19 protein-coding genes are annotated in these 23429 nt (G+C 63.1%); 9 read left to right on the plus strand and 10 right to left on the minus strand.

Going from position 1 to position 23429, the window contains the following annotated elements:
* The 3 genes from Q0O95_RS07275 to Q0O95_RS07285 all read left to right on the plus strand — a co-directional run.
* Positions 1-244: hypothetical protein (locus tag Q0O95_RS07275; RefSeq protein WP_293696832.1), on the plus strand; the 244-nt coding region annotated here is incomplete at its 5' end.
* Positions 237-944, plus strand: a complete 708-nt coding sequence (locus tag Q0O95_RS07280; RefSeq protein ID WP_293696834.1) for an ABC transporter ATP-binding protein — start codon at positions 237-239, stop codon at positions 942-944. The genes Q0O95_RS07275 and Q0O95_RS07280, both read left to right, overlap by 8 nt.
* 237 nt (positions 945-1181) lie before the next feature.
* Positions 1182-1886, plus strand: a complete 705-nt coding sequence (locus tag Q0O95_RS07285) for a TetR/AcrR family transcriptional regulator C-terminal domain-containing protein (protein ID WP_293696836.1) — start codon at positions 1182-1184, stop codon at positions 1884-1886.
* Here Q0O95_RS07285 and Q0O95_RS07290 read toward each other — a convergent pair.
* From Q0O95_RS07290 to Q0O95_RS07320, 7 genes are all read right to left on the minus strand, one after another.
* Positions 1883-3481, minus strand: a complete 1599-nt coding sequence (locus Q0O95_RS07290) for an APC family permease (protein WP_293696838.1) — start codon at positions 3479-3481, stop codon at positions 1883-1885. The two genes, Q0O95_RS07285 and Q0O95_RS07290, sit on opposite strands and share 4 nt — an antisense overlap.
* A gap of 31 nt (positions 3482-3512) precedes the next feature.
* A complete protein-coding gene (locus Q0O95_RS07295; RefSeq protein ID WP_293696840.1) occupies positions 3513-4406 on the minus strand; it encodes a universal stress protein in 894 nt (297 codons plus the stop codon).
* Positions 4407-4408: 2 nt separating this feature from the next.
* Positions 4409-5788: an NAD(P)/FAD-dependent oxidoreductase gene (locus tag Q0O95_RS07300; protein ID WP_293696842.1), complete on the minus strand. Its 1380-nt coding sequence runs from the start codon at positions 5786-5788 to the stop codon at positions 4409-4411.
* A gap of 192 nt (positions 5789-5980) precedes the next feature.
* The gene (locus tag Q0O95_RS07305) at positions 5981-6397 is read right to left on the minus strand and encodes a hypothetical protein (protein ID WP_293696844.1); all 417 of its coding nucleotides are present in this window, start codon (positions 6395-6397) and stop codon (positions 5981-5983) included.
* Positions 6394-11784 carry a CshA/CshB family fibrillar adhesin-related protein gene (locus Q0O95_RS07310; protein ID WP_293696846.1) on the minus strand — a complete coding sequence of 1797 codons (5391 nt, stop codon included), beginning with the start codon at positions 11782-11784 and terminating at the stop codon, positions 6394-6396. Before Q0O95_RS07310 ends, Q0O95_RS07305 begins: the two co-directional genes overlap by 4 nt.
* A gap of 295 nt (positions 11785-12079) precedes the next feature.
* Entirely contained in the window at positions 12080-12211 is a 132-nt protein-coding gene (locus Q0O95_RS07315) for a putative transporter small subunit (protein ID WP_293696848.1), read from the minus strand.
* A 3-nt stretch (positions 12212-12214) separates the two neighbouring features.
* Entirely contained in the window at positions 12215-13915 is a 1701-nt protein-coding gene (locus Q0O95_RS07320; protein WP_293696850.1) for a sodium:solute symporter family protein, read from the minus strand.
* Between the two features lie 590 nt (positions 13916-14505).
* On the opposite strand from Q0O95_RS07320, the gene Q0O95_RS07325 reads away from it, so the two are divergent.
* The 6 genes from Q0O95_RS07325 to Q0O95_RS07350 all read left to right on the plus strand — a co-directional run bounded on the left by Q0O95_RS07325 (position 14506) and on the right by Q0O95_RS07350 (position 20720).
* The gene (locus tag Q0O95_RS07325) at positions 14506-15756 is read left to right on the plus strand and encodes an MFS transporter (protein ID WP_293696852.1); all 1251 of its coding nucleotides are present in this window, start codon (positions 14506-14508) and stop codon (positions 15754-15756) included.
* 273 nt (positions 15757-16029) lie between these two features.
* Positions 16030-16257, plus strand: a complete 228-nt coding sequence (gene nrdH, locus Q0O95_RS07330) for a glutaredoxin-like protein NrdH (RefSeq protein ID WP_293696854.1) — start codon at positions 16030-16032, stop codon at positions 16255-16257.
* A gap of 24 nt (positions 16258-16281) precedes the next feature.
* Complete coding sequence (nrdI, locus tag Q0O95_RS07335) at positions 16282-16728, plus strand: class Ib ribonucleoside-diphosphate reductase assembly flavoprotein NrdI (RefSeq protein ID WP_293696856.1); 447 nt, start codon at positions 16282-16284, stop codon at positions 16726-16728.
* Entirely contained in the window at positions 16716-18872 is a 2157-nt protein-coding gene (gene nrdE / locus Q0O95_RS07340) for a class 1b ribonucleoside-diphosphate reductase subunit alpha (RefSeq protein WP_293696858.1), read from the plus strand. Before nrdI ends, nrdE begins: the two co-directional genes overlap by 13 nt.
* A 20-nt stretch (positions 18873-18892) precedes the next feature.
* On the plus strand, positions 18893-19867 hold the full coding sequence (gene nrdF / locus Q0O95_RS07345) for a class 1b ribonucleoside-diphosphate reductase subunit beta (RefSeq protein WP_293696860.1): 975 nt from the start codon (positions 18893-18895) through the stop codon (positions 19865-19867).
* Positions 19868-20183: 316 nt separating this feature from the next.
* Entirely contained in the window at positions 20184-20720 is a 537-nt protein-coding gene (locus Q0O95_RS07350; RefSeq protein WP_293696862.1) for a hypothetical protein, read from the plus strand.
* Positions 20721-20787: 67 nt separating this feature from the next.
* Here the strand turns inward: Q0O95_RS07350 and Q0O95_RS07355 are convergent.
* The 3 genes from Q0O95_RS07355 to Q0O95_RS07365 all read right to left on the minus strand — a co-directional run.
* A protein-coding gene (locus tag Q0O95_RS07355; RefSeq protein ID WP_293696864.1) for an IS3 family transposase occupies positions 20788-21980 on the minus strand; the annotation gives its coding sequence in 2 pieces (ribosomal slippage) (positions 20788-21693 and positions 21696-21980; 1191 coding nt in all).
* 87 nt (positions 21981-22067) lie between these two features.
* Positions 22068-23051, minus strand: coding sequence for an IS481 family transposase (locus tag Q0O95_RS07360; protein WP_293696866.1), 984 nt, complete (start codon positions 23049-23051; stop codon positions 22068-22070).
* Between the two features lie 42 nt (positions 23052-23093).
* The coding region (locus Q0O95_RS07365; protein ID WP_293696868.1) for a TipAS antibiotic-recognition domain-containing protein at positions 23094-23429 on the minus strand (336 nt) is incomplete at its 5' end.

The raw sequence follows: 23429 nt of genomic DNA on the forward strand, positions 1-23429 counted from the left end.
GAACCCCAAGGTGATCGCCGCCTACCTGGGAACGGAAGAGGACGAAGCGGAGCAGGTCATGGAAGAAGCTGAGGCCGAGCAACCGATTACTATGGATTCCGATTTCTCAGAGGATGGATCTGAACCGATCCAAATGGAAGGAACGTTCGAGCGAATTCACCCAGATTCACCCCGTAGCGACATCGACATCTCCAAAATTGAGGAGCTCAAGGCAGACGACGCGAAGGAGCAGGACGATGCTTGAGGTGAAGCAGTTGGACGCCGGCTACGGAGCGCTCCGTGTGCTCCACGATGTCGACCTGCGGGTGGAAGCGGGTGAAGTCGTCGCCGTCGTCGGATCGAACGGAGCCGGTAAGACGACGCTGCTGCGTGCCATCAACGGCATCGTCTCCCCCACCGCGGGCAGCGTGGAGATCGACGGGCGGAACGTCACGGGGAAGCCGACCGAGCGGATGGCGGGCTTCGGCATGACGCACGTGCCCGAGAACCGGTTGTGCTTCCCGTCGCTGACGGTGCGCGACAACCTCGATCTCGGCGCCTGGTCCAGGCGCGGCAGCAAGGGCGAGCTCGAGCCGGTGCTCGAACTCTTCCCGCGGCTGCGACCGAGGCTGCAGCAGGTGTGCGGGACGCTCTCGGGCGGTGAACAGCAGATGGTCGCGATCGGCCGCGGGTTGATGGCCGATCCGAAGGTCATCATCCTCGACGAGCCGTCCGTCGGGTTGGCGCCGAAGGTCGTCGCCGAGATCATGGGCGTTATGACGCAACTTGCCGAACGCGGGCTTGCCGTGCTGCTCGTCGAGCAGAACGTGCGGGCGTCCTTCAAGATCGCCGACCGCGCCGTCGTGATGCAGCGCGGTCGCGTTGTCGTCGAAGGTGTTCCCGCAGAGCTCATCGAGATGCCGGAGGTGCGTGCCGCATACCTCGGCGGTGCGGCGGCCGCCTGACCGGGGCTCCTGCGCGACGCTGTTCGTTGTCACGGCTCAGCGCCGATGTCGTTCATCTAAGGGCGGTTCGAGACGGTTTTTACGGGCGCGGACGGCGTCCAGACCGATAAAAACCGTCTGAACCTCCAGTGCTCGCCGGTGGCGTTGCCGACGCCACGAGAACGGGTGGGGTAATGGGATAGCCTGAGTCTCGCGCAACCGCAGCAGGATGGGGCCGGCCCGAAACGTAAGGAACGCATGAACCACGCCACCGGGCAGAGCGAATCCCAGCGACAGGATTCGAAGCGACGACAGGGTCGCCCGGCCAGCCCGCTGCTGGATCGCGAGCGCATCACGAATACGGCGATGTCGCTCATCCGCGACTCCGGAGCAGACGCCCTCACAATGGGAGCCCTCGCGAGAGCGCTCGGCGTCACAACCCCCGCGCTCTACAACCATGCCGCGAACAAGCTCGTCATTCTGCGCTGGGTCGAGGATCGCCTCATGGAGCGCATCGAGACCGGCGACTTCACGGAAGGCGACTGGTTCGGCGCGCTCGCCACCTGGGCGAGCAGCTACCGCACCATTATGGCGGAGAACGCACCGTTCATCCCGACCGTCGCGACAATGCCGGTAGCGGGAGCACCGATAACGCTCACGATGTACGAACGGGTCGCCTCCGGCCTTGCGGAGTCCGGCTGGCCCGATACTGCGATCGTTCCAGTCATCGTGTCGGTGGAGTCGTTCGTGTACGGGTCGGCCTACGACGTCGACGCACCCGACGACATCTTCGCGGTTGCGGAGGACGAGCGGGATGGGGCACCGCAGTTCGTGCGGGCCGTGGCCGCGTACTCCGAGCGCACGAAGGCGCCGCGCCGACGCGCCGACGAGGCCTTCGAGACCGGGCTTGCTGCCCTGCTGCGCGGCCTCGCCGAGCGCTACGGAGTCGCGTCTCCCGGTTAGCGCCCGGCAGCCGGCTCCTCGGAGGCATCGCGCTCTGCCGACGAGATGCCGATTACCTCGCCCTTGAAGAACGCGGGGTTGCGGCGCGCGACCACGAGCATCACGATGATGCCCAGCAGCAGTACGCCGACACCGGTCACGAACACCAGACCGATGCCGTTCTGCGCGACACCGTCGGCGTCGAAGCTGGTGGCGAAGACCGCAGAGCCAGACCCGTACGAGGGGTCGATGGATTCAATCGCTGTCGTGACGAACATCGTCAGCAGCGAAAGGCCACCGAGCAGCGGGAAGACGAAGCGGAACACGATGTTTCGCGCTGACGCGAATGCCGTCTTGCGGAAGTACCAGACCGCTGCGAGCCCCGTGACGCCGTAGTAGAAGCAGATCATCAGACCGAGCGCCGTGATGGTGTCCCACAGCGCATTCTCGCTCAGAACGCGCATGATCGCGTAGAACACGACCGCCGCGGCCGCCGACCAGATCGTTGCGACAGAGGGCGATTTGAAGCGGGGGCTGATGCGGCCGAACGACTTCGGCAGCGCGCCGTAGTGCCCCATCGCCAGCAGCGTTCGCGACGGCGAGAGCATCGTCGACTGCAGTGACGCGGCGGAGGAGGACAGAATCGCGATGGACATCAGGATCGCGAACGGCCCCATGATCGGTTCGGACAGGATCGCGAAGATCGATTCCTGGTTCTCGGGGTTACCCGCTCCCAGTCCCTCGGTGCCGATGCCCGCGTACGAGAGCGTCGCGACGGTCACGAGCACGTACAGCGCCATGATGACGACGATCGTGAGGATGGCTGCGCGACCGGGTGTGCGCTTGGGGTCCTTGGCCTCCTCGTTCATGGTAATCACGGTGTCCCAACCCCAGAACAGGAAGATGCAGAGTGAGACCCCCGCTGCCAGTGCGCCGAAGCTCTCGGCCGCGAGCGGATTGAACCACTCGGCCGTGATCGGCTCGAAGTCGTAGGCGTTGCCGCTGCCGATCTGCACGAACGCCGCAACGATGAACCATACGAGCGCGATGAGCTGGAAGACGACCAGGCCCGTCTGGACTCGCTGCGTCGCCTCGATGCCGCGGTAGCTGATCCAGGCCGCGAGGAGCGTGAAGATCGCCGTGATCAGAATGTTGAGCCAGACGACGCGGGTGAGCCCTGCGATGTCCGGGTTGCCGGAGATCTGCGCGGTCAGGATGAAGAGGAAGTCGACCGCGACCGCCGCGAGATTCGACAGCACCAGGATCGTCGCGCTGATGAGCCCCCAGCCGGCCATCCAGCCGATCCACGGGCCGAATGCGCGGGTCGCCCACGTGAACGATGTTCCCGAGTCGGGCATCGCTCGATTGAGCTCTCGATAGCCGAAGAGCACCAGCAGCATCGGGATGAACCCGATCAGCAGGACAGCGGGCACCTGCAGGCCCACTGCCGAGACGGTGGGGCCGAGACCCGATGTGAGGGTGTAGGCGGGCGCGATGCAGGAGATGCCGACGAACGCGCCGCCGATGACGCCGACTTTCGCGACCGAGAGGCCCTTGCGGCTCAGGTCGGACGATTGCGGAGTCGCCTCCTTCGTCCTCGATGTTGCAGAACTCATCTGTTCGGGCTCCTTTGCCGGGTTGTCGCGCTCAGCGCGTTCGTTCGTTCGTTGCTGCGCGGTAGTCGCGCGGGATGACGATCAGCGCAGCCGAGGTGCTGCGCAGGAGTCGCTGGGCGACGCGGCCGATGAAGACTCGGCCACGGGGCGCGAGCCTGCTCGAACCGATGAGCGCGAGTTCTCCGTCGAGCCAGGTTGCGCGGTCAGCTGCTTCGTCAAGGTCGCCGCCCTCGACGATGTCGATGCTCGCGGTATCGGTGCCGAGCACTCGTCCTGCGCGATTGCCGAGCGCGTCTCCTCCGAATCGCTCTGCCTCCGCGATCAGTTGGTCCGACAGCCCTGAGCGCGTGTCGCTCGCAAGCAGCGAGAGGAGCCGCATGGGAACATCCAGTTCGTCGGCGAGTTCGACGGCGGTGCCGATAACGGCTTCGGCTCCCGGCCGCGTGCCGTACACAGCCGTAACCCTCGGCACACTGCCGTTGAAACGGTATCCGGCCGGCGCGAGGGCGACGGGCACGGAAGAGGAGTGCAGCAGGGCATTCGCGGTGCGTCCGAGGGCGAACTGCTGCAGCAGCGCGCTCCTCCTCGCTCCTATGACGATCAGCTCCGCGGCGTGCTCGGCAGCCGCATCCAGGAGACCTTCGGCCCGATTGGCCGCTGATCGTACGTGGGTCGTCGCGGGGATGCCCTCGGGAACACGCTCGAGCGCAGCCCTCTCCCACTCCGCGAGACGCTCCTGCAGAATCGGATCACCGCTCTGCAGCGGCGTATACGGGCTCGCTTCCTGCAACACGAAGGTCACGACGATCTCGGCATCGGTACCCGACGCGATGGTCGCCGCGAGCGCAAGCGATTCGAAACCGCGCTCGTCCGCCGTGTAGCCCACGATGATCCGTCTCGGTGTCGCGTTGTCGCGCGTGAGCACGATCAGAGCTCCGCGCGCTGATCGAGGATGCGCTTCGCGGTCTCCTGCCCTATGCGAACTGCGCCGTCGACGTGCTGATATCCCTCGGCGGCGATGTCGCTGGAGGCGAAGAAGATGGGGCCGACGGGATCGTTCTGGATGCCGCCCCAGCGGTGCAGCCCTCCGAGGTCGTAGCTTGTCGCGTACGCACCGCGCGTCCACTCCTCCGCGCCGAAGTCGCTGAGGTAGAACACCTCGGCCTCGAGCGCTTTCGGCCCGAGGAAGTCGGCGATGCCTTCCAGCACGACGCGGCGGCGTTCCTCTTCGTCGAGCGCCCAGACCGCTTCTGCGCTCTTGCTCACGATGAACCCGACCATCGTGCCGCGCTCGTCTTCGTGGTTGGTGTTGTCGTAGAGCTCCTGGATGAGGTGGCTCGGGCTGAACGCCGTGCCGGAGAGCCCGTCTTCGCGCCAGAACGGCGTCTCGTACACCGCGTGCAGCTTGATGACGAGCCCCATCGACTGGTGCTGATGCGCGACGAGCTGCTTCCGCGGCAGGGCGGGCGCATACGAGATACGGGAATACAGATTCGGCGGAACGGCCACGACAGCGTGCTGGGCGGTCACCGTGACGGTGTCCGAAACCGCAGTGACGGTCGCCGGCGCACCGGGGCCGTTGTCGCTCCACTCCAGTGCACGCACGGGGCTGCTCAGGTGCACGACCTCGCTGCCGAGTTCCTCGGCCATCTGCTCCGATACCGACTGCATGCCGCCGACCACGCGGCGGTCGAGAATGAAGTTCTCGTCGGCGAGGTTCGAGAACGATCCCGCGGATGCCGCCATCAGTACGGCCTGCAGGGTGCTGAACGCGTAGGAGGGCTTCGTCAGCATCCCGCCCGCGACGTAGAGCGCGACATTGTCGATCGCCTCCCTGTCATCGCTGTTCCGACCGAGCCACGTCTCGAACGAAACGGCATCGAGTTCTTCGGCCCGCGGATGCGCCCAGGGCTCCTGCACGCCCACCTCTTCGACGAGTTCGTCGATCAGCGCTGTCAGGCGGTTGATCTCTTTCAGCGTTGCGGGGGCGACGGGCAGGTCGCCGGCGAACTCACTGCGTTGACCATCGGGCGCGATGTAGACCGATTTGCCTTCTCGGTAGCGCGTGAACGTGTCTTTGCCGAGTTCTTCCAGCAGCGCGATGAGCCCTGTCTGATCGGGTGAGACCCATTGCCCGCCGATCTCGATGAAGGCGCCGTCGATCGTGTCGCTCCATGTTCGACCACCGACTCGGTCACGTGCTTCGAGGACTGCGACGCTGAGCCCCGCCCGAGTCAGCCGCCTCGCTGCTGTGAGCCCTGCCGGGCCAGCTCCTATGACGACAACGTCTTTGTTGATGGAAGTCATGCCGATGTTCCCTCGTCTCGATACCGCTAGTAATTAATGGTGTTAATTTACGGTAATCTACAAGAAAGCAGCGACGCTGGCAAGAGTCACAGCACGACGGTTGCGCGACGCGCACGTGCACGGCAAACGCCCCGGCACCGTCCATGAGGTCAAGGATGGGGCACCGGGGCGGCTGTCACGCAGCGCAACGACCTAGGGGAAGCGCTCAACTCGGAGATGGCAGTGCAGATCTTCAGCGCCGAGTTCGAGCTCAGCAGCCCAATCCTCAGTTGCTCCGGGCGCAACACTCTGCACGTCGACTTGCACAAGTCCAACAGTTTCGCTGCCGTCCATTGCCGACACGTAGATGCGGTAGTCACGAGGCTCGGCTTCCGGATTCGTTACAGTTCCGGCCACGAACAGCTGGTCGCCGTCGGCGTCGCACGAGACGATCTCGGCATCCTCCAAGGCTCCCTCGTACCCTTCGACCGAGCCCGGCTGATCGCTGACCTCGACAACGCTCTCTGGCGCGCTCTGTTCCGGCGACGCGCGCTCGTCACTGGCACAGGCGACGAGACCGGTCGCCAGCACCGCTGCGATTACCGCAGCGGTGCTGTGCGAGAGCCTCACGGAGTCGACTCGCCGATCTTCTGACGACGCACGACGAACACGGCTCCGAGAATCGCCAGCAACAGCGCCACCGCCAGGGCAGCGGCCGCTCCGGGTGTTCCCGTCTGCGGGAGCCCACCGAGATCGACTGTCGTGGCATCCTCGTCCGTGACGACAGTGCCGGAGGGGTCACTGCCGGTCAGAATCGCAGCGTTGTGCACCTCGCCGGCCGCAACATCCGATTCGGTCGGGGTGTACAACGCGACAGCCGTGACCTGCTCGCCGGGCGCCAGCTCGCCGGGTTCGCCCGGCCAGCTGTACTGCAGGTCGCCAAGACCCTCGAGCTCATCGCTGATCGACACGTCCGTGAGCGTCACGTTACCGGTGTTGGTGCCAACGAAGCTGAACTCGATCGTCTCACCGGCAGCGGCCGTGCCGTCGAACGCACCGGTCTTGTCGAGGGTCAGTCCGGGAGCGGCCTCCAACGGTGTCGACTCCTCCGCGGGTGGCGTGACGACAGATTCATCGTCCGGGTTCGGGGGTGTCCCCTCGGCGGTTGCAGCGTTTTCAATGACGCCTGCGTCGACATCGGCCTGCGTCAGCATGTACGTCGCGGTCGCCGTCGCCGTCTCTCCGGGAGCCAGGGTACCGGCCGTGCCCGGCCAGTCGTACTCGAGTTCGCTCAGGCCCGCCATCGGATCATCGATTGCGACGTCCGTCAGCGTGACGTTGCCCGTATTCGATACTTCGAAGGTGTACTGCACCGTCTCACCGGCGACGGCATCGCCGAGCAATTCACTCGCCTTCGCCAATGTCAGTGCGGGCTCGGCCGGTACGACGACATCATCGGAATCTTCATCCGTCACGGGGTCGTTCGGGATCGGATTCTCGGGGTCTTCCGGATTCGGCGAGGGTGGCGGTGTGCCCTCGGCAGTCGCGCTGTTGTACACGACTCCTGCGTCGACATCAGCCTGCGTCAGCACGTAGGAAGCCGTTGCCGTAGCCGACTCTCCCGGAGCGAGCGTTCCCGCTTCTCCCGGCCAGTCATAGTCGAGATCCGACAACCCCTCGAGTTCGTCGACGATGCTCACAGCGGTCAGTGTGACATTACCGGTGTTCGTTACAACGAAGCTGTAGGTGACGGTTTCACCCACGGCAGCGGCTGCATCGAGCTCACCGGTCTTGTCCAGCTGGATGCCCGGCTGCGCTTCGAGCGGTGTCGTTACCTCATCCGGGTCCGACTGCACCGGTTCCTGCGGGATGCCGGGGCTTTCGGGGTCGGCTGGATCGATAACCGGAGGAGGCGTTCCCCACGCCGTTGCCACGTTGTGCACCTCGCCGACGTCCAGATCCGCCTGCGTCAGCGTGTACGACGCGGTTGCCCGTACGGACTCACCGGGCTCAAGCGCCCCCGCGACTTCCGCTTCGCTCTCATCCCAGTAGAAGGTGTACTCCGCATCGTCACCGAGCAGCTCATCGTCGATCGAGATGGACTCGAGCGTCGTTGTTCCGGTGTTCGACACGATGAACTCATAGATGATCGTGTCACCGGCCTGACCGAACTCCTGGTCGGCCTGAACGTTCTTGTCGATGGAGATCTGGGGGTTGCGTTCGTAGGTGATTACTTCCGGGTCGGTGTCTGTAACCTCTTCGGCCGGCGTGCCGGGGCCTTCGGGATCCTCAGGGTCTTTCACATTCGGCGGCGTACCTGCGGTCTCGCCGACGTTCACGACCGACCCTGCATCGATGTCCTTCTGCGACAGGGTGTAAGTGCCGGTCATGGTTACTGATTCCCCGGGAAGCAGCACGCCTTCCGCGCTGGCATCATCCCAGTGGTACGCAACGTTCTCGAGGCCGGGCAGACCATCCTGCACATCGACGTTCGTCAACGTGACGTTGCCGTCGTTGGTCGCGACGAGCGTGTACTCCACCGTGTCTCCGGCAACCGGCACCTCGTTTACGCCGACGAACACGCCATTCTTCTCCAGACTGATCGAAGGGGCCGGGTCGAGCGGGGTGACGTCGGTAGCGTCATCGGTCACCGGTGGCTGCACGGTCGGGTTCTCAGGGTCCTCCGGATCGTACACGGGCGGTGGTGTGCCCTCGACGGTCGCCGTGTTCAACAGCAAGCCGTTGTCGATGTGCTCCTGAGTCAGCGTCAACGTCGCCTGGGCTTCCACTGACTCACCCGGCGACAACACGTTGTCGACGCCCGGCCACGCGTAGGCGATCTCGCTCAACCCGGGAAGGGGATCGACGATCTCGACATCCGACAGCGGTACGTTGCCGGTGTTCGTGGCGGTGAATGTATACGTGATGGTGTCACCGACCGTGACGTTCTCTCCGCCCGGCTCCACTTCTCCGTTCTTCTCCAGCTCGATCTGCGGATCATTGACCGTGTGCTCGGTCGACGGCGGATTCTCCGGGTCGATCGGGTCGATCGGGTCTCCGTCACCGGGCGGGTTGGCAGTACCGGCGGCAGTGTTCGTCAGCGTCGCACCCTGCGCGTCGTCGTTGATCTGCACCGTGTACACGAGCGCCACCTCTTCGCCGACCGCAAGGTCACCGCTCCAGGTGAGCTGGCCCTCGGCGTTGGGGGATATCTCGGCCGAAGACACGACCTCCCCTGCCGAATCCGTCACGATCGCGACGGGACCGTCGACCACGGTCGCGTGCTCGAGAACACCCGACAGGTCATCGGTCACCGTGACATCGACGAGTTGCGTCGCACCGGTGTTCGATCCGATGACGGTGTAGGCAATCGTGTCGCCGACGTTGAGGCCCTCACCGCTTGGTGGGTTCGCGTTCTTCGTGATCTCGAAACCCGGGTCGTTGACCTCTACGACGACATCGGACGGAGGCGGCGTGATCGTCTCTCCACCCGGTGGGGTTGCGTGGCCGGTAAGGGTATTGGCGACGGTTTCGCCGCCCGCGTTCCCGCTGACAATGAAGTCGAAGGTCACGGTAAGAGTCTCGCCAGGCTGAAGAACGCCATCCCAGGTCAGTACGCCAGCTTCGTAGACAGCGGCCGGGTCCGCCGGCTCACCGTCGACCAAAGCCGTGATGCTGCCTTCGTCGAGTTCGCCCAGCGCCAAGAGCGACTCGAGGTTATCTTCAATGGAGACCTGCAGATCGACGAGATTGGTGGCTCCCGTGTTGCGGGCTTCGAGCGTGTATTCGAGGGTGTCGCCGGGGTTGACGGCTTCGCCGTCCGCGACATTGACCCTCTTGTCGATCTCGAAATCTGGCTCATTGACATCGTGTGTCGTGGTCTGCGTCGGAGGAAGCTCCGGCGACGTACCACCGTTCGGCGGAGTAGCCTCGGTGATTGCCGCTGAGTTCTGCAGCGATTCGCCTGCCGCGCCGTTATCAACGGTAACCGTGTACGTTATCGTGACCGCCTCGCCGACCCCGAGGTTCCCGCCCCAGATCAACTGGCTGCTCGCTGCGTCGAACACTGCGTTTTCAGGAGCCGGTTCGGCGCCGATCGTTGCCGCGATGCTTTCCGGATCGAGGGTCGCGTAGTTCACGACGTCGGTGAGGTCGTCGACAACGGTGAAGTCCATTGCGACCTCACCGGTGTTCTCAGCCGTCACTGTGTAGGTGATCGTGTCGCCTACGTCGACTGCACTGCCGGATGCCGGCTCAGCCGTCTTACCCAGCTCTGCTGCGCTGTCGAGCGCCCGGTTCGAGATGGTGCAGGTGACGTGTTGCCCTGTGCCTTCCGCGACGGTCGGGTAGACGAGCGCAGACCCATCCGTTTCCACAGCCGCGCCGTGCGCGTCAACGCAAGTGAGCGCGGAGTCGTAAGTACCGAGATCGGCGCCCCCTGCGGCCTGCTCCGAGAGCGTGTAGGTGTCACCGGCCACGACGTGGACGGGCCCGGCAACCTGGCTCTGGATGCCCGTTTCCGTGCCCTCGGTGGTAGCTGAAGCGGTGTCGATGTCGTCGCCCGTGATACTCAGCTCGAACTGATCCGTTTCGAGGTACCGCTCCTGCACGTCTTTCTGCAGACTCAGCGTCAGTGTCGCGATCTGGAGCGGGTGATCCTCAACCTCACCGCTGGTGGAAAGCCCGGTCGGCTCAAGGATCTCGCTGGCGTCAGCTGCCGCACGGAGTCGCATGAAGCTCTGCTCGCCATCCACAGACTCCATCACATCCGCAGCGACCGTCCAGCTGAGCGTCGCGACATCGCCGTCGCACTGCACCGTGTCGGATCGTTCTCCGTCATCGAATGTGCCGTTGCCGTTCCAGTCGATCCAGCCGGCTATGTTGCCGTTACCGCGGCAGTCCACTATCTGCTCGTATGTCTGTCCTGGTTGCACGACAATGGTTCCGAGAGCGTCCACGGCATCTTCATCGTTCACCGCGTCCGCGGGGTCGTTGTCGTCACCGCGTGCGTCCGAGGAAAACAGCGGCTCCGCCTCGGAGTCGATGTGCTGACCGAGGAGAATTTCGGGTAGTTGCGGAGTGGAGAGGGATGCGCCGAAGACCGACGTGCTGCCCTGGCTCAACTGGCCGCCCGACCAGGTGCTCTGGAACAGTGCACCTGCGGAACCGTAGCTTTCGGGCGCGTCACCGAAGTCGCTCTCCAGCACCACGCCCACCGCGATTGCGGACTTTCCGCCACCACGAATCTGGAAATCCGCTGCTGAGGCACCCTCCATGAATCCGATACCGATGGGTCCGCCGCCCGGGCACTCTGCCCCTGCGGGTGCGAGACGCATCGTGTTGTCGGCGCTGAGGACAGCATTGACATCTTCTGTGCAGCCCGGTGCGCGGAACCGTTCGATCAGGTGCCACTGCCCGTCCGATTCGCTCGGCGTCGCCTGCACGTATTCGCCGCCACCCTGGCCGGAGTTGCTGGCCTCGGCGTCTGCAATCACCAACCCCGCCATGTCGACCGGCTGGCCCCCCAGCGTTGTCGTGCAGTCGATGCTGAAGCTGACCTGCTCCCCGTTGTTGGCATTACTGAGGCCGTTCACGAGCTGGTTGCTCGAGCCTGGCCCGCCGATGTTGTACAGGTGGTGAAGACCGTCGTTCTGCCACGTTCCCGAACGGTACGCTTCGAGCGGATTGCTGATGTCATTGATCGTGCAGGTGGTGATCAGCTCTTGGTCGCCGACCTCACGCGAAGTTACTGCCGTGTCACCGTTGGTGATCCGTTCTTCCGAGTTTCCCCACTCGAGCCAGTCGATCTGCCCCTGGTATTCGCCCGCGCCTCCCGTAGCGAATGTAGCTTCGGCATCGGGGGCCGTTACGAGGCCCGCGACCTGGAGCCCGCCGAGCGCCAATGCGCCGACAGCCAGAACGGCAGTGGCTCGTTGGCTCTTTCCCCAGAATCTCGCGCGCTTCCGGGGCTCTCCGTGACGGCGTACTGGCGATACAGACGATTTTGGCGCAGACATATATGGGGGTTCCTTCAGTGAAATACGAGGCTGGGCTCCGACTGAACACGATGCGCAGGGTCAGCAGTGCGAGACAAGTGTCCAACATCGGAGACTATATCATTCTCCTCATGGCTCGCATCGGGGCCCATGAGCCGGTTTGTTCCGCGACTATACGCACGTTGCGCCGTGCGTTCCGGGATGCACTGTTTGGCTCGGCAAGGCATCTCAAAGAGATCCTCAGCTAGCCCACGTTCCTCATCTCGCCCCCTGCGCACGACGCCCGGCCTGCGCAGGGGGCTTCCGATCGGTTTCGTCAGATCAGCGACTTGCCATTCTTGCGTGCCTTGCGCCAATCGCGGAAGAACCCTCTCGCGATCACGACGATGACACCGGCGACGAGCACCGGCCACATGAGTACATAGGCGGTCAGAAGAATCGTCTCCATGCTTTACTCCTTATTCTTGTGAACTGCCGTAGCACTGCCGCCCGCGGACGGTGTGGTTGTCGGCGAATTGCGCTCGTCGAAGTCGCCAGTGATGATCGCGACCGTGCTGAAGTCGAAATCCTGCTTGGACTTGAACGACATGAAGTAGCAGACCAGGAACGACACCGCGTAGGCGACGAGCGAAGCGGAAAGCACGGCGTACTCCCGGAAGAACCCGAGAGCAATGGGAGCCACGGCCACAGTCGCCACCGCGCCCACGACGACAGCAACCCGGATCCCGAAGAATCCGAAGGCCATGATGCCGAGCACGACACCGACACCGACAATCGCAAGCACCTCGACGATCCACGCGACGCCGCCCGAAATCGGAATCCACTCGAAGCGGACCGGCAGGAACACCACAAGGGCGGTCAGCACAGCCACCGTGAAGGCGAGGTTCGTGACCTTCTTCCAGTAGAACGAAGCGATGACGGGGAACACGAGGCAGCCCCAGAGCGCGCCGACGAACACGAGCAGATCCAAGATGTTGAACTGGCTCGTCGCGAAGAACAGACCGGCGCCGGTCGCGACGATCATGGTGATCCGCCCCACCAGCAGCATGGTCTTCGGGTTGGCTTTGCCTCGGCCCTTACTCTGCCCGTAGATGTCGCTCATGGCGATGGACGACAACGCCGCCAGGTCGCTGTCGGCAGTCGAGGACAGCGAACCGATGATCATGAGGAACGCAAGCGCCAGCAGAACGGGGCCGAGGTACGTGCCCGCCATCTGCGGCAGCAGGTTGTTGACGTCGCCATCAAGTGGCGTGATACCCAGGTACAGCGCCATCACGCCGACCATGCCGATGCCGATCACAGTCGTGCCGTAACCGATCGTGGCAGTCACGAACGTCGGCTTGATCAGGTCTTCGCGAACGGCGAAGAGGCGCTGGGCGATGGTCTGATTGCCGATGGCGTAGGCGAGCACCGCAGCGATATAGGGCGCACCCTGGTTCATGAACGCGTCGGACGAGAAGAAGTTCGACTGCTGCGGCGTAAGGTTGCCCGCGCCTTCGGCAAACATGCTCGGCCCTCCGGCCGAGAAGAAGATTACCGGAATGATGATCGCCGCAGCTCCGAGCATCGCCAGGACCTGCGCGAAGTCGGTCATAACGGATGCCCGGAACCCGGACCACAGCGTGTACAGGAGAACACCTCCGGCCACGATCAGAATGCCGGTGCCGAAACTCAAGGGCGACAGAATCGAGATCAGCGCGCCGCCCGCTATGAAGTTCGATGTCAGCGAGATAACGGAGCCGAGTACGTTGGATCCTGCGAGCATCAACTGCGATGAGCGGCCGTGGCGGGCATACATGACCTCTGCGAGCGTGTGTGCGCGAGGCGCTACCTGACGGATGCGCTTGCCGAAGGGGTAGATGAACAGAATCATCAGGGCTCCCCAGAGCCCGTAGTGAATGGGGCCGGAAATGCCGTACGTGTAACCGGCTGTTGCCGACGCGTACATCGAAGAGGCCCAGATCCAGGTTGCGGTCATAGAAGCAGCCGAAACGCCGAAGCCGATCTTGCCGCCCGCGGTCATGTAGTTGTCGGCGTTCTCACGCTTCCTGCTGATGACGACGGACATCCACATGGTGCCGCCGTAGAAGAGGATGAGCAAGCCGATGACGGCGAAGGTTCCGAGCTGAAAGATTTCCGAGGCCGGTGGCACAGTACTCCTATTCACTTCGTTTTCACGAGTGAGGGACCAAAGCCGTGCTCTGCTGTGTGTTGTTGTTCGCGCGTCTGCGAGCGCGGCAGTCGCCTTGCGCTCGGCACTATCGGGCGGGGTTCACTTTGGTATCGACTCGTCGCCGTCGGCGGCGACGCAGTGATCCACACGGCGCAGCGAAGGCGGCACCGCAGCGAGCGATGCCGGTGTCCGACGGGATAACTCCCCGTCGACGGGCTTAGGACGTTGTTTATAGTACAGACAATTCTCGTAAAGGCCAGTTGACGCTTCCTCGGCGATCTCTCGGTAGCCGTCCGCAAACCGCCCTGGTACAGTGTCGTGAGTTGCGAGGCTGCAGACGGGTGCAGCTGTCAGGAGGTAGATCATGGCTCAGCAGGTCATCCGGTTCCGCACCAGTCCTCGTCTTCTCCCGGTTCTTCGCTAGGCACCTTTTCGCCTGAGCAGCCGCACACCGATCAAGTGTGCGGGCAGGGGACATCAGCATGACTCGGCTGGTGCGCCGCGGCATTATGCCGCTGGTTCTTGCGCGTGATTTGCGCGTCCGCACTGCATACACCGGAGTCTTACCCATGCCCATTCCATCGCCACGTTCGTGGTCGTCACTCGGCCGTCCATTCGGCTATCTCTGGAGCGCCTCGGCGCTCACCAACCTCGGCGACGGCATCCTGCTTGCCGCAGGCCCGCTGTTGATCGCATCCCTCACTTCTTCACCTGCCCTGGTTGGCGGAGCCGTGCTCATCCAGCAGCTCCCATGGCTGCTGTTCGCGCTGTTCAGCGGTGCCATCGCTGACCGGTTGGATAAACGACGGCTGATCGTCGCCATTAATGTCTCGCGAGCTCTTACGATGGTACTGTTGGCCGGTTTCGTTGCGACCGGCTCGGCCACAGTGCTTCTGGTGTACGTCACGCTGTTCATCCTGGGTGTTGGTGAGACTTTCGCCGACAGCGCCAGCAGCCCGCTGGTCGTCGCCACGGTCCCCGCAGAGGAATTGGGCCGTGCCAACGCGCGCCTGGGGCTGACGTTCACGATGGGCAACCAGCTGGCGGGTCCTCCGTTGGGGGCGGTTCTCTTCGCATTCGCTTCGGCAATTCCGCTGGCTGCGCAGGCGGTGACCTTCATCCTCGGTGCCGTGCTGGTCTCACGGGTTCGCCTCGACACCGCGCCCGGCGGCCCTGCTCGACCGCTCGTTCGAGGCGTGATGGCCGACGTGCGAGAGGGGTTGCGGTGGCTACGGTCGCACCGTCCTTTGCTCACGCTGATCGGCGCCATTCTGGTGATGAACGTCGCCTTCATGACGGCGTTCGCGACCTGGGTGCTCTACAGCACTCGGCTGTTGGGGCTGAACGAATTCCAGTTCGGGCTGCTGGTCACGTGCTCAGCCATCGGCGGGCTGGCCGGTCCGCTCGCTTACGGTCTCGTGAAACGCAGGGTCGGTCACGCCGGGATTCTCCGTTTCGCCTTCTTCTTCGAAGGCGGCATGTTCTTACTGTTCGCGACCGTCCCGCCCGCATGGGTCGTCGCCGCCACAATGGTCGTCTTCGGCACCCACACCATGGTCTGGGGCACCGCGGCCACCACCTTGATCCAGCAGACCACGCCGAAACCGCTGCTGGCACGGGTTACCAGCATCTACGCAATGGCCAACATCGGTGGCTCTGCGGTCGGAGCCGCCATCGGAGCAACCATCGCTGAGCTGTTCGGTTTGACAACCGGGTTCTGGGTTGGCGGAGCCCTGGTGCTGATTGTTGCCGTAGCCTCCTGGCGGTCGGTCCGAGCCATCCGCCCGGCGGACGATCGAACCGGTCAGAGCGATGCGTAGCCGGCACGCTTCGACGCTCGAATCACACCGTTGTAACTCCGCTCGGCGTGTCGCCAGAAGATTCTTTTCGCCGCTTTCCACAGGGTGTGCAACTGTTCTCCACAGTGGGTTTCCGCGCCCATACAGGCGTGTCGGGAAGGGGAATACCGACCCCTCCACAGGTGTTGTTAATTACACGGGCGCAACACACCATCTTGTGTCGCCAATCTCCGTGAAACACAACATATAGTGGGAAATCCGATTTCACACCAAGACTTCCCAAGGAGCGAAACCATGACTGTTGCCGTGTACTCAAAGCCCGCTTGCGTGCAGTGCACCGCTACCTACCGTGCGCTCGACGCCCAGGGCATCGACTACGAGATCTTCGACGTCACAGCAGACGATAAAGCCCTCGCCACAGTAAAAGACCTCGGCTACATGCAGGCCCCCGTCGTCGTCAGCGGCGAGGACCACTGGTCCGGCTTCCGCCCCGACAAGATCTCGGAAATCACTGCGGCCTAGCGTCAAGAAAGGGAGGGATGCAGCGTGCTGACAGTTGAAAACGAAGCAGCGCAGGGCAGCCCACTCGCCGACGTCTCGACGATCGTCTACTTTTCATCGGTTTCGGGCAACACACACCGATTCATCGAGAAGCTTGAGCGGCCGGCGCTCCGGATCCCGCTCTACCCCGGCGAACCGGCACTCCGCGTCGACGAACCCTATGTCTTGATCGCCCCCACCTACGGCGGCGGAAACGGCAAGGGCGCGGTACCCAAACAGGTGATTCGATTCCTCAACGACGAGCACAATCGAAACCTGATCCGCGGCGTCATCGGTGCCGGCAACACGAATTTCGGCGCAGGCTACGGGCTCGCCGGCGACATCATCTCGGCGAAGTGCCGGGTTCCCCATCTCTATCGATTCGAAGTCTTCGGAACACAAGAGGACGTTCACAAAGTCAACCAAGGATTGGACAGGCTGTGGCAACAGTAACCACCGACCACGCGCAGGCCAGCACAACGCAGACTGGCCTTGACTACCACGCGCTCAACGCGATGCTGAACCTGTACGGCCCGAGCGGCGAGATTCAGTTCGACAAGGACCGCGAAGCCGCCAACTCGTACTTCCTGCAGCACGTGAACCAGAACACCGTGTTCTTCCACTCGCTGAAGGAGAAGCTCGACTACCTGGTCGAGAACGAATACTACGAAGGCGAAGTGCTCGAGCAGTACGACTTCGAATTCATCAAGAGCCTGATGAAGCGCGCGTACGGCTATAAGTTCCGCTTCCCGACCTTCCTCGGCGCATTCAAGTACTACACCGCGTACACGCTGAAGACCTTCGACGGCAAGCGCTACCTCGAGCGTTACGAAGATCGCGTCGTGAACGTCGCGCTCGCGCTCGCGGCCGGCGACAAGGACCTCGCGACGCACATCGTCGACGAAGTCATCCTCGGTCGCTTCCAGCCCGCTACGCCGACCTTCCTCAACGCGGGCAAGAAGCAGCGCGGCGAGCTCGTCTCCTGCTTCCTGCTGCGCATCGAAGACAACATGGAATCGATCGGCCGCTCGATCAACTCCGCGCTGCAACTGTCCAAGCGCGGCGGCGGTGTCGCCTTCAACCTCACGAACCTGCGTGAGTACGGCGCCCCGATCAAGCAGATCCAGAACCAGTCGTCCGGTGTGATCCCCGTGATGAAGCTGTTCGAAGACAGCTTCTCGTACGCGAACCAGCTCGGTGCCCGTCAGGGAGCCGGAGCCGTGTACCTCAACGCGCACCACCCCGACATCATGCGGTTCCTCGACACCAAGCGCGAGAACGCAGACGAGAAGATTCGCATCAAGACGCTCTCGCTCGGTGTCGTGATCCCCGACATCACGTTCGATCTCGCGAAGAAGGGCGAGGACATGTACATGTTCTCCCCCTACGATGTCGAGCGCGTGTACGGCAAGCCGTTCAGCGACATCTCGGTGACCGAGAAGTACTACGAGATGGTCGACGATTCGCGTATCTCCAAGACCAAGATGAAGGCGCGCGAGTTCTTCCAGACGATCGCCGAGATTCAGTTCGAGTCGGGGTACCCCTACGTCGTGTTCGAAGACACGGTGAACAGGGCGAACCCGATCGAGGGTCGCATCAACATGTCGAACCTGTGCTCGGAGATCCTGCAGGTCAATACTCCCAGCGAGTACGACATGGGGCTGGGCTACGACATCATCGGCAAAGACATCAGCTGCAACCTCGGCTCGATGAACATCGCCATGGCAATGGACTCGAAGGACTTCGGGCTCTCGGTCGAAACCGCCATCCGTGCGCTCACCGCCGTCAGCGACCAGTCGAACATCGAGTCGGTTCCTTCGATCGAACGCGGCAACGACATGAGCCACGCGATCGGCCTCGGGCAGATGAACCTGCACGGCTACCTCGGCCGCGAGCGCATCTTCTACGGCTCGGAAGAGGGCGTGGACTTCACGAACATCTACTTCTACACGGTGCTGTTCCACGCGCTCCGCGCATCGAACAAGATCGCCATGGAGAAGGGTGAGACGTTCGAGAACTTCGAGAACTCGAAGTACGCGAGTGGTGAGTTCTTCGAGAAGTACACCGAGCAGGAGTGGAAGCCGGCGACCGCACGCGTGCAGGAGCTGTTCGACGAGGCCGACATCCACATCCCGACGCAGAACGACTGGCGTGAACTGCAGGCCAGCGTCCAGGAGCACGGCATCTACAACCAGAACCTGCAAGCCGTGCCGCCGACGGGGTCGATCTCGTACATCAACAACTCCACTTCGTCGATCCACCCGATCGCCTCGAAGATCGAGATCCGCAAGGAAGGCAAGCTCGGCCGCGTCTACTACCCGGCGCCGCACATGACGAACGACAACCTCGAGTACTTCGAGGATGCCTATGAGATCGGCTACGAGAAGATCATCGACACCTACGCTGCAGCAACCCAGCACGTCGACCAGGGCCTTTCGCTCACGCTGTTCTTCAAGGACACCGCGACGACTCGCGACATCAACCGTGCGCAGATCTACGCGTGGCGCAAGGGCATCAAGACGATCTACTACATTCGTCTTCGCCAGCTCGCCCTTGAGGGTACGGAAGTGGATGGCTGCGTCAGCTGCATGCTGTAGCGGCCTCGGGAGGAAAGCACATGACTGACACAACGACAAAGAATCATCTCGTCGAGGCCATCAACTGGAACCGGATCGAGGACGACAAGGACCTCGAGGTCTGGCACAGGCTCGTCAACAACTTCTGGGTGCCGGAGAAGGTGCCCGTGTCGAACGACATCCAGTCGTGGGCGACACTCACCGAGGACGAGAAGCTGCTGACGATGCGCGTCTTCACCGGACTGACGCTGCTCGACACCATCCAGGGCACGGTGGGAGCCGTCTCGCTCATCCCCGACGCACTCACCCCGCACGAGGAGGCCGTCTACACGAACATCGCGTTCATGGAGTCGGTGCACGCGAAGTCGTACTCGTCGATCTTCTCGACCCTCGCATCCACGCCCGAAATCGATGACGCGTTCCGCTGGTCACGGGAGAACGAGTACCTGCAGAAGAAGGCTCGCGTCATTCTCGACTTCTACGACGGCACGAACCCGCACAAGAAGAAGATCGCCTCGACCCTGCTCGAGTCGTTCCTGTTCTACTCGGGCTTCTATCTGCCGATGTACTGGTCGAGCCGCGCGAAGCTCACCAACACGGCCGACATGATCCGTCTCATCATCCGCGACGAGGCAGTGCACGGTTACTACATCGGCTACAAGTTCCAGAGGGGCATCGAGTCTCTGCCGCAGGCCGAGAAGGACGCCCTCAAGGATGAGACGTACGCGGTGCTGTACGACCTCTACGAGAACGAAGTGAAGTACTCGGCCGAGCTCTACGACCCCGTCGGGCTGACCGAAGACGTCAAGAAGTTCCTGCACTACAACGCCAACAAGGCGCTCATGAACCTCGGCTACGAGCCGCTGTTCCCGTCGTCGGTCACGGATGTGAACCCGGCGATTCTCTCCGCACTGTCGCCGAACGCCGACGAAAACCACGACTTCTTCTCAGGGTCGGGCTCGTCGTACGTCATCGGCAAAGCGGAAGCGACCGAAGACGAGGACTGGGACTTCTAACTCAGCCCGATAAGCGGAGCGCCGCATCCCAGACAACGAGTCGGGGTGCGGCGCTTCACCGTTGCGTAGTCGCAACGCACGTGCGTGGCAGCGCGCGAACGTCAAAGCAGCGCTGCCGTGACGACACAGCCGGCCTGTCACTAGCAACCCGACCGAGCGATGCTGTTGCAACGTGACCTTCGACGTCAACTACACTGGCTAGCGCTCGGCTTCCCCGTGCCAGCGGGGTGGGGCGCGAGGCGGGATTGGATGCGTGTTGTCGATGAGGTCGGAAGCATCCGCTGGTTCGACGGCACCTAAGGGATTGGGTAAAAATTTGAGTTCGTCGCTTCCTGCGCAGTCAATTGCCGAAACTGCGCGCCGCCTCTCTTGGAAACGGCATGTTGTTCTTGAGCGCAATACGGAGTCCGATGACTGGGGGCGCGCTGACGCTAAGCCGGAGTTCATAGAAGCCGCACTTGCGCTGCAGGACGATGTCACCATCGCCTACTTCACCGACTGCGGCGTTTTCGTGGCTTCTGTTGTGCACCTCTTGGGCCTCGACCCAGACTTCCCCGTCCGTGAGACATGGACGCAATTCGCGTACGTCAAGGATTCCAACCGTTGGGAAACGTTCGTTCCGGCGGGCGAAGGCGACCTGCTGCCCGGTGACATTCTTGTGCGAGAAGGTCACATCTACATCTACGTTGGCGAGTACTGGTCAGAAGTAGATGAGCGTCATTACCGAGCTGTCGGAGCCTCCCTCTATACGCGACCTCCTTCTGGGCACCACCTATATCTGACCGGCAAGAGCTCCAAGGATCGCAGTAGCGACCAGCCATTCTCAGTCGCCCGTTTCCGCGGCGACTCCTGATGCGGCGTTGCTGCACTCCGATGCCACGAGGGTGGGGTCTGCTGCACGAGTAGGTGACAGTTCCTAGTCACGCCGCCAGTGCGACGGTCGTGTTCATGATGGTCTCGAATTCGATGGGCGTCAAGCGTCCCAGGCGGGGCTGGCGTCGCCGACGGTGGTAGGTGCGCTCGATCCAGGCGACAATCGCGATGCGTAGCTGCTCGCGAGTGGCCCACGAGCGGCGGTCGAGGACGTTCTTCTGCAGGAGCGCGAAGAAGCTCTCCATGGCGGCGTTGTCGCCGGCCGCGGCCACTCTTCCCATGGACCCGATGAGGCGGTGACGAGCCAATGCGCGCAGGAACCTCCGGCTGTGAAATTGACTGCCTCGGTCCGAATGCGTCACGCAACCGGCGACTGCACCACGCATCGCGACGGCGTTCTCAAGTGCTGTGACAGCCAACCTCGACTTCATGCGCGAGTCGATCGAGTACCCCACGATCCGACCGCTGCAGGCGTCCTTGATCGCGCAGAGGTAGAGCTTACCTTCGGCGGTCTTGTGCTCCGTGATGTCGGTGAGCCAGAGTTCGTTCGGCGCGTCGGCAGTGAACACGTGTCGTGTCCTGCCGTGCTCGTCGACGACCGCGCAGAGGTCGTCGTGGACGGGCGGGCCGGGTCGGCGTCCCTTGCCGCGTTTGGGCTTGCCGAACACGCTGAACCGGCCGTTGGTCGACGTGATCTTCCACGCGGTCCGGTCTGCCATCGGCTCACCGGCGTCACGGGCCTCGTCCGCGAGCAGCCGGTGTCCGAACTCGGGGTCATCGCGGTGTGCATCGAATAACGCGTTCGCGCGATACGCCTCTACCACCTCGCTCTCGATGATCGGGTCCTTCAGCCATCGGTAGTAGGGCTGGCGGGAGAGCTTGAGAAGCCGGCACGTCACCGCGACAGGGATCCCGTCAGCTGCGAGCTCGTTCACGAGCGGGTAGAGACTTTTCCCGGCAGATTCGCCTGCGATAGATACGCAGCGGCTCGCCTCAGCACCTCGTTCTCCTGCTCGAGGAGCCGATTGCGCTTGCGTAATTCGCGTAGTTCCTCGCTCTCCGAGCGGGTCACGCCGGACTGCTCACCCTCCTGGATCCGAGCTTGGCGCATCCACTTGTCGAGCGTGCCGACATGGACACCGAAGTCTCTCGCGATCTGCGCGAGCGTGACGTCCGGATCGCGCTGCTGGGCGACCCGGACCACATCGTCGCGGAACTCCTTAGGGAACGACTTGGGCATAATGACATCCTTCCAGGCCAGCCCCGCCGAGCTAACCAACTCAGATGTCACCTACACGTGCAGCAGTCCCGATAATGAGAATGCTCGCTAGTTGTACTGACCGGGGACGTTGATCAATCGCGAGAAGGGCGGCTGGCCGCCGCAGGCAGTGTGGGGACGGTGCTGATTGTAGTGGTGGAGCCAATCAGCGAGAGCGTCGCGACGTTCTTTCTCACTCGTGTAGCAGCGCGCATAGGCCCAGCCGTCGGCCATGGTGCGGTGGAAGCGTTCCACTTTTCCGTTGGTCTGCGGTCGGTACGGCCGCGTTCGCTTCGGAGTGATCGATAGAGCCTCGCACGTGTCTCGCCACAAGTACGAGCGGTACGCACCACCGTTGTCGGACAAGACCCGCTCGATAGCGACGCCTCGGTCGGCGAACCACTCGACCGCTCGATGCAGGACGCCAGCGGCAGTGACAGCAGTCTCGTCGTCGTGGATCTCGGTGTAGGCGACGCGCGAGTGGTCGTCGATGATGGTGTGCACGAACGCGTACCCGAGCTTGGGGTTTCGCCACTTGCTCTTGGGCTTGTCAGGTGTGACGGCGCGATTCCTCGATCCTTGGCGGCGTCCGACGTATCGCCAGCCCCCACCGTCGGGGATGTTCCCGAGCTTCTTGACGTCCACGTGCACGAGCGAGCCTGGGTGGTCGTGTTCGTATCGTCGGATCGGCTCGCCGGTGACGCGGTCGACGTAGGAAAGTCGATTCATGCGTGCGGTCGTGAGGATGCGATGGACCGTGGACGGGGCGATGCCGAGGCGGGATGCGAGTTGAACCGGCCCTTCCCTCAAGCGCGTTCGTAGGCTCACGCATCGTTTTGTCGTCTTCTTACTTGTCTTGTTCGGCGAGGACTTCGGCCGCGACGAGCGATCCTGCATCGGCTCGCCGACGCGGTAGCGGTCGACCCAGCGCTTCACGGTCGGCCACGAGACCTGGAATCGGGCGGCGACCTCACTGATCGGCCAGCCCTCCTCGACGAGTTGGGCAACCTTCAGACGGTGACGCGGCGTGAGGGCAGAGTTGGGATGGGACATAGCATCTTTCTGTCAGGGACAGCGCCGCGGCACCCGCCGCTGTCAGGCCGGATGCTGCACGTGGATGCGCAGGGCCTTCGCGGCGAACTGTGCGGCCTCTGGGCTACCAAAGGTCTGGTGGAAGTCGGGATTGGTTTCGTAGAGGTCGGCCATGCCTCGCACCATTGCGGCGGATCGTTCGGCATCGCCGGCGTGGGTGGGTGTTCCGGGGATGTCAGCGAACCAGGCCATATGGTCGGCAGCGTGCGCTTGAGCAACTGGTGAGCCGGGCGTGTGGCCGGCTTCGTAGATTTCTGCCCACCGTGTGAGCAGAGCCTGGGCATTGGCCTGCCAGTCGCGTTGCTGTCCCACGGACTTGGCATGCCACCACCGATTCGA

Origin of the sequence: uncultured Agrococcus sp. (genome assembly GCF_945915485.1) — a bacterium.
In the GTDB taxonomy this organism is placed as follows: domain Bacteria; phylum Actinomycetota; class Actinomycetes; order Actinomycetales; family Microbacteriaceae; genus Agrococcus.

Excerpts from the sequence above, each read along its gene's own strand:
- Q0O95_RS07280 (WP_293696834.1), top strand. The coding sequence starts at position 237 with ATGCTTGAGGTGAAGCAGTTGGACGCCGGCTACGGAGCGCTCCGTGTG.
- Q0O95_RS07285 (WP_293696836.1), top strand. The coding sequence starts at position 1,182 with ATGAACCACGCCACCGGGCAGAGCGAATCCCAGCGACAGGATTCGAAG.
- Q0O95_RS07290 (WP_293696838.1), bottom strand. The coding sequence starts at position 3,481 with ATGAGTTCTGCAACATCGAGGACGAAGGAGGCGACTCCGCAATCGTCC.
- Q0O95_RS07300 (WP_293696842.1), bottom strand. The coding sequence starts at position 5,788 with ATGACTTCCATCAACAAAGACGTTGTCGTCATAGGAGCTGGCCCGGCA.
- Q0O95_RS07310 (WP_293696846.1), bottom strand. The coding sequence starts at position 11,784 with ATGTCTGCGCCAAAATCGTCTGTATCGCCAGTACGCCGTCACGGAGAG.
- Q0O95_RS07315 (WP_293696848.1), bottom strand. The coding sequence starts at position 12,211 with ATGGAGACGATTCTTCTGACCGCCTATGTACTCATGTGGCCGGTGCTC.
- Q0O95_RS07325 (WP_293696852.1), top strand. The coding sequence starts at position 14,506 with ATGCCCATTCCATCGCCACGTTCGTGGTCGTCACTCGGCCGTCCATTC.
- nrdH (WP_293696854.1), top strand. The coding sequence starts at position 16,030 with ATGACTGTTGCCGTGTACTCAAAGCCCGCTTGCGTGCAGTGCACCGCT.
- nrdF (WP_293696860.1), top strand. The coding sequence starts at position 18,893 with ATGACTGACACAACGACAAAGAATCATCTCGTCGAGGCCATCAACTGG.
- Q0O95_RS07360 (WP_293696866.1), bottom strand. The coding sequence starts at position 23,051 with ATGTCCCATCCCAACTCTGCCCTCACGCCGCGTCACCGTCTGAAGGTT.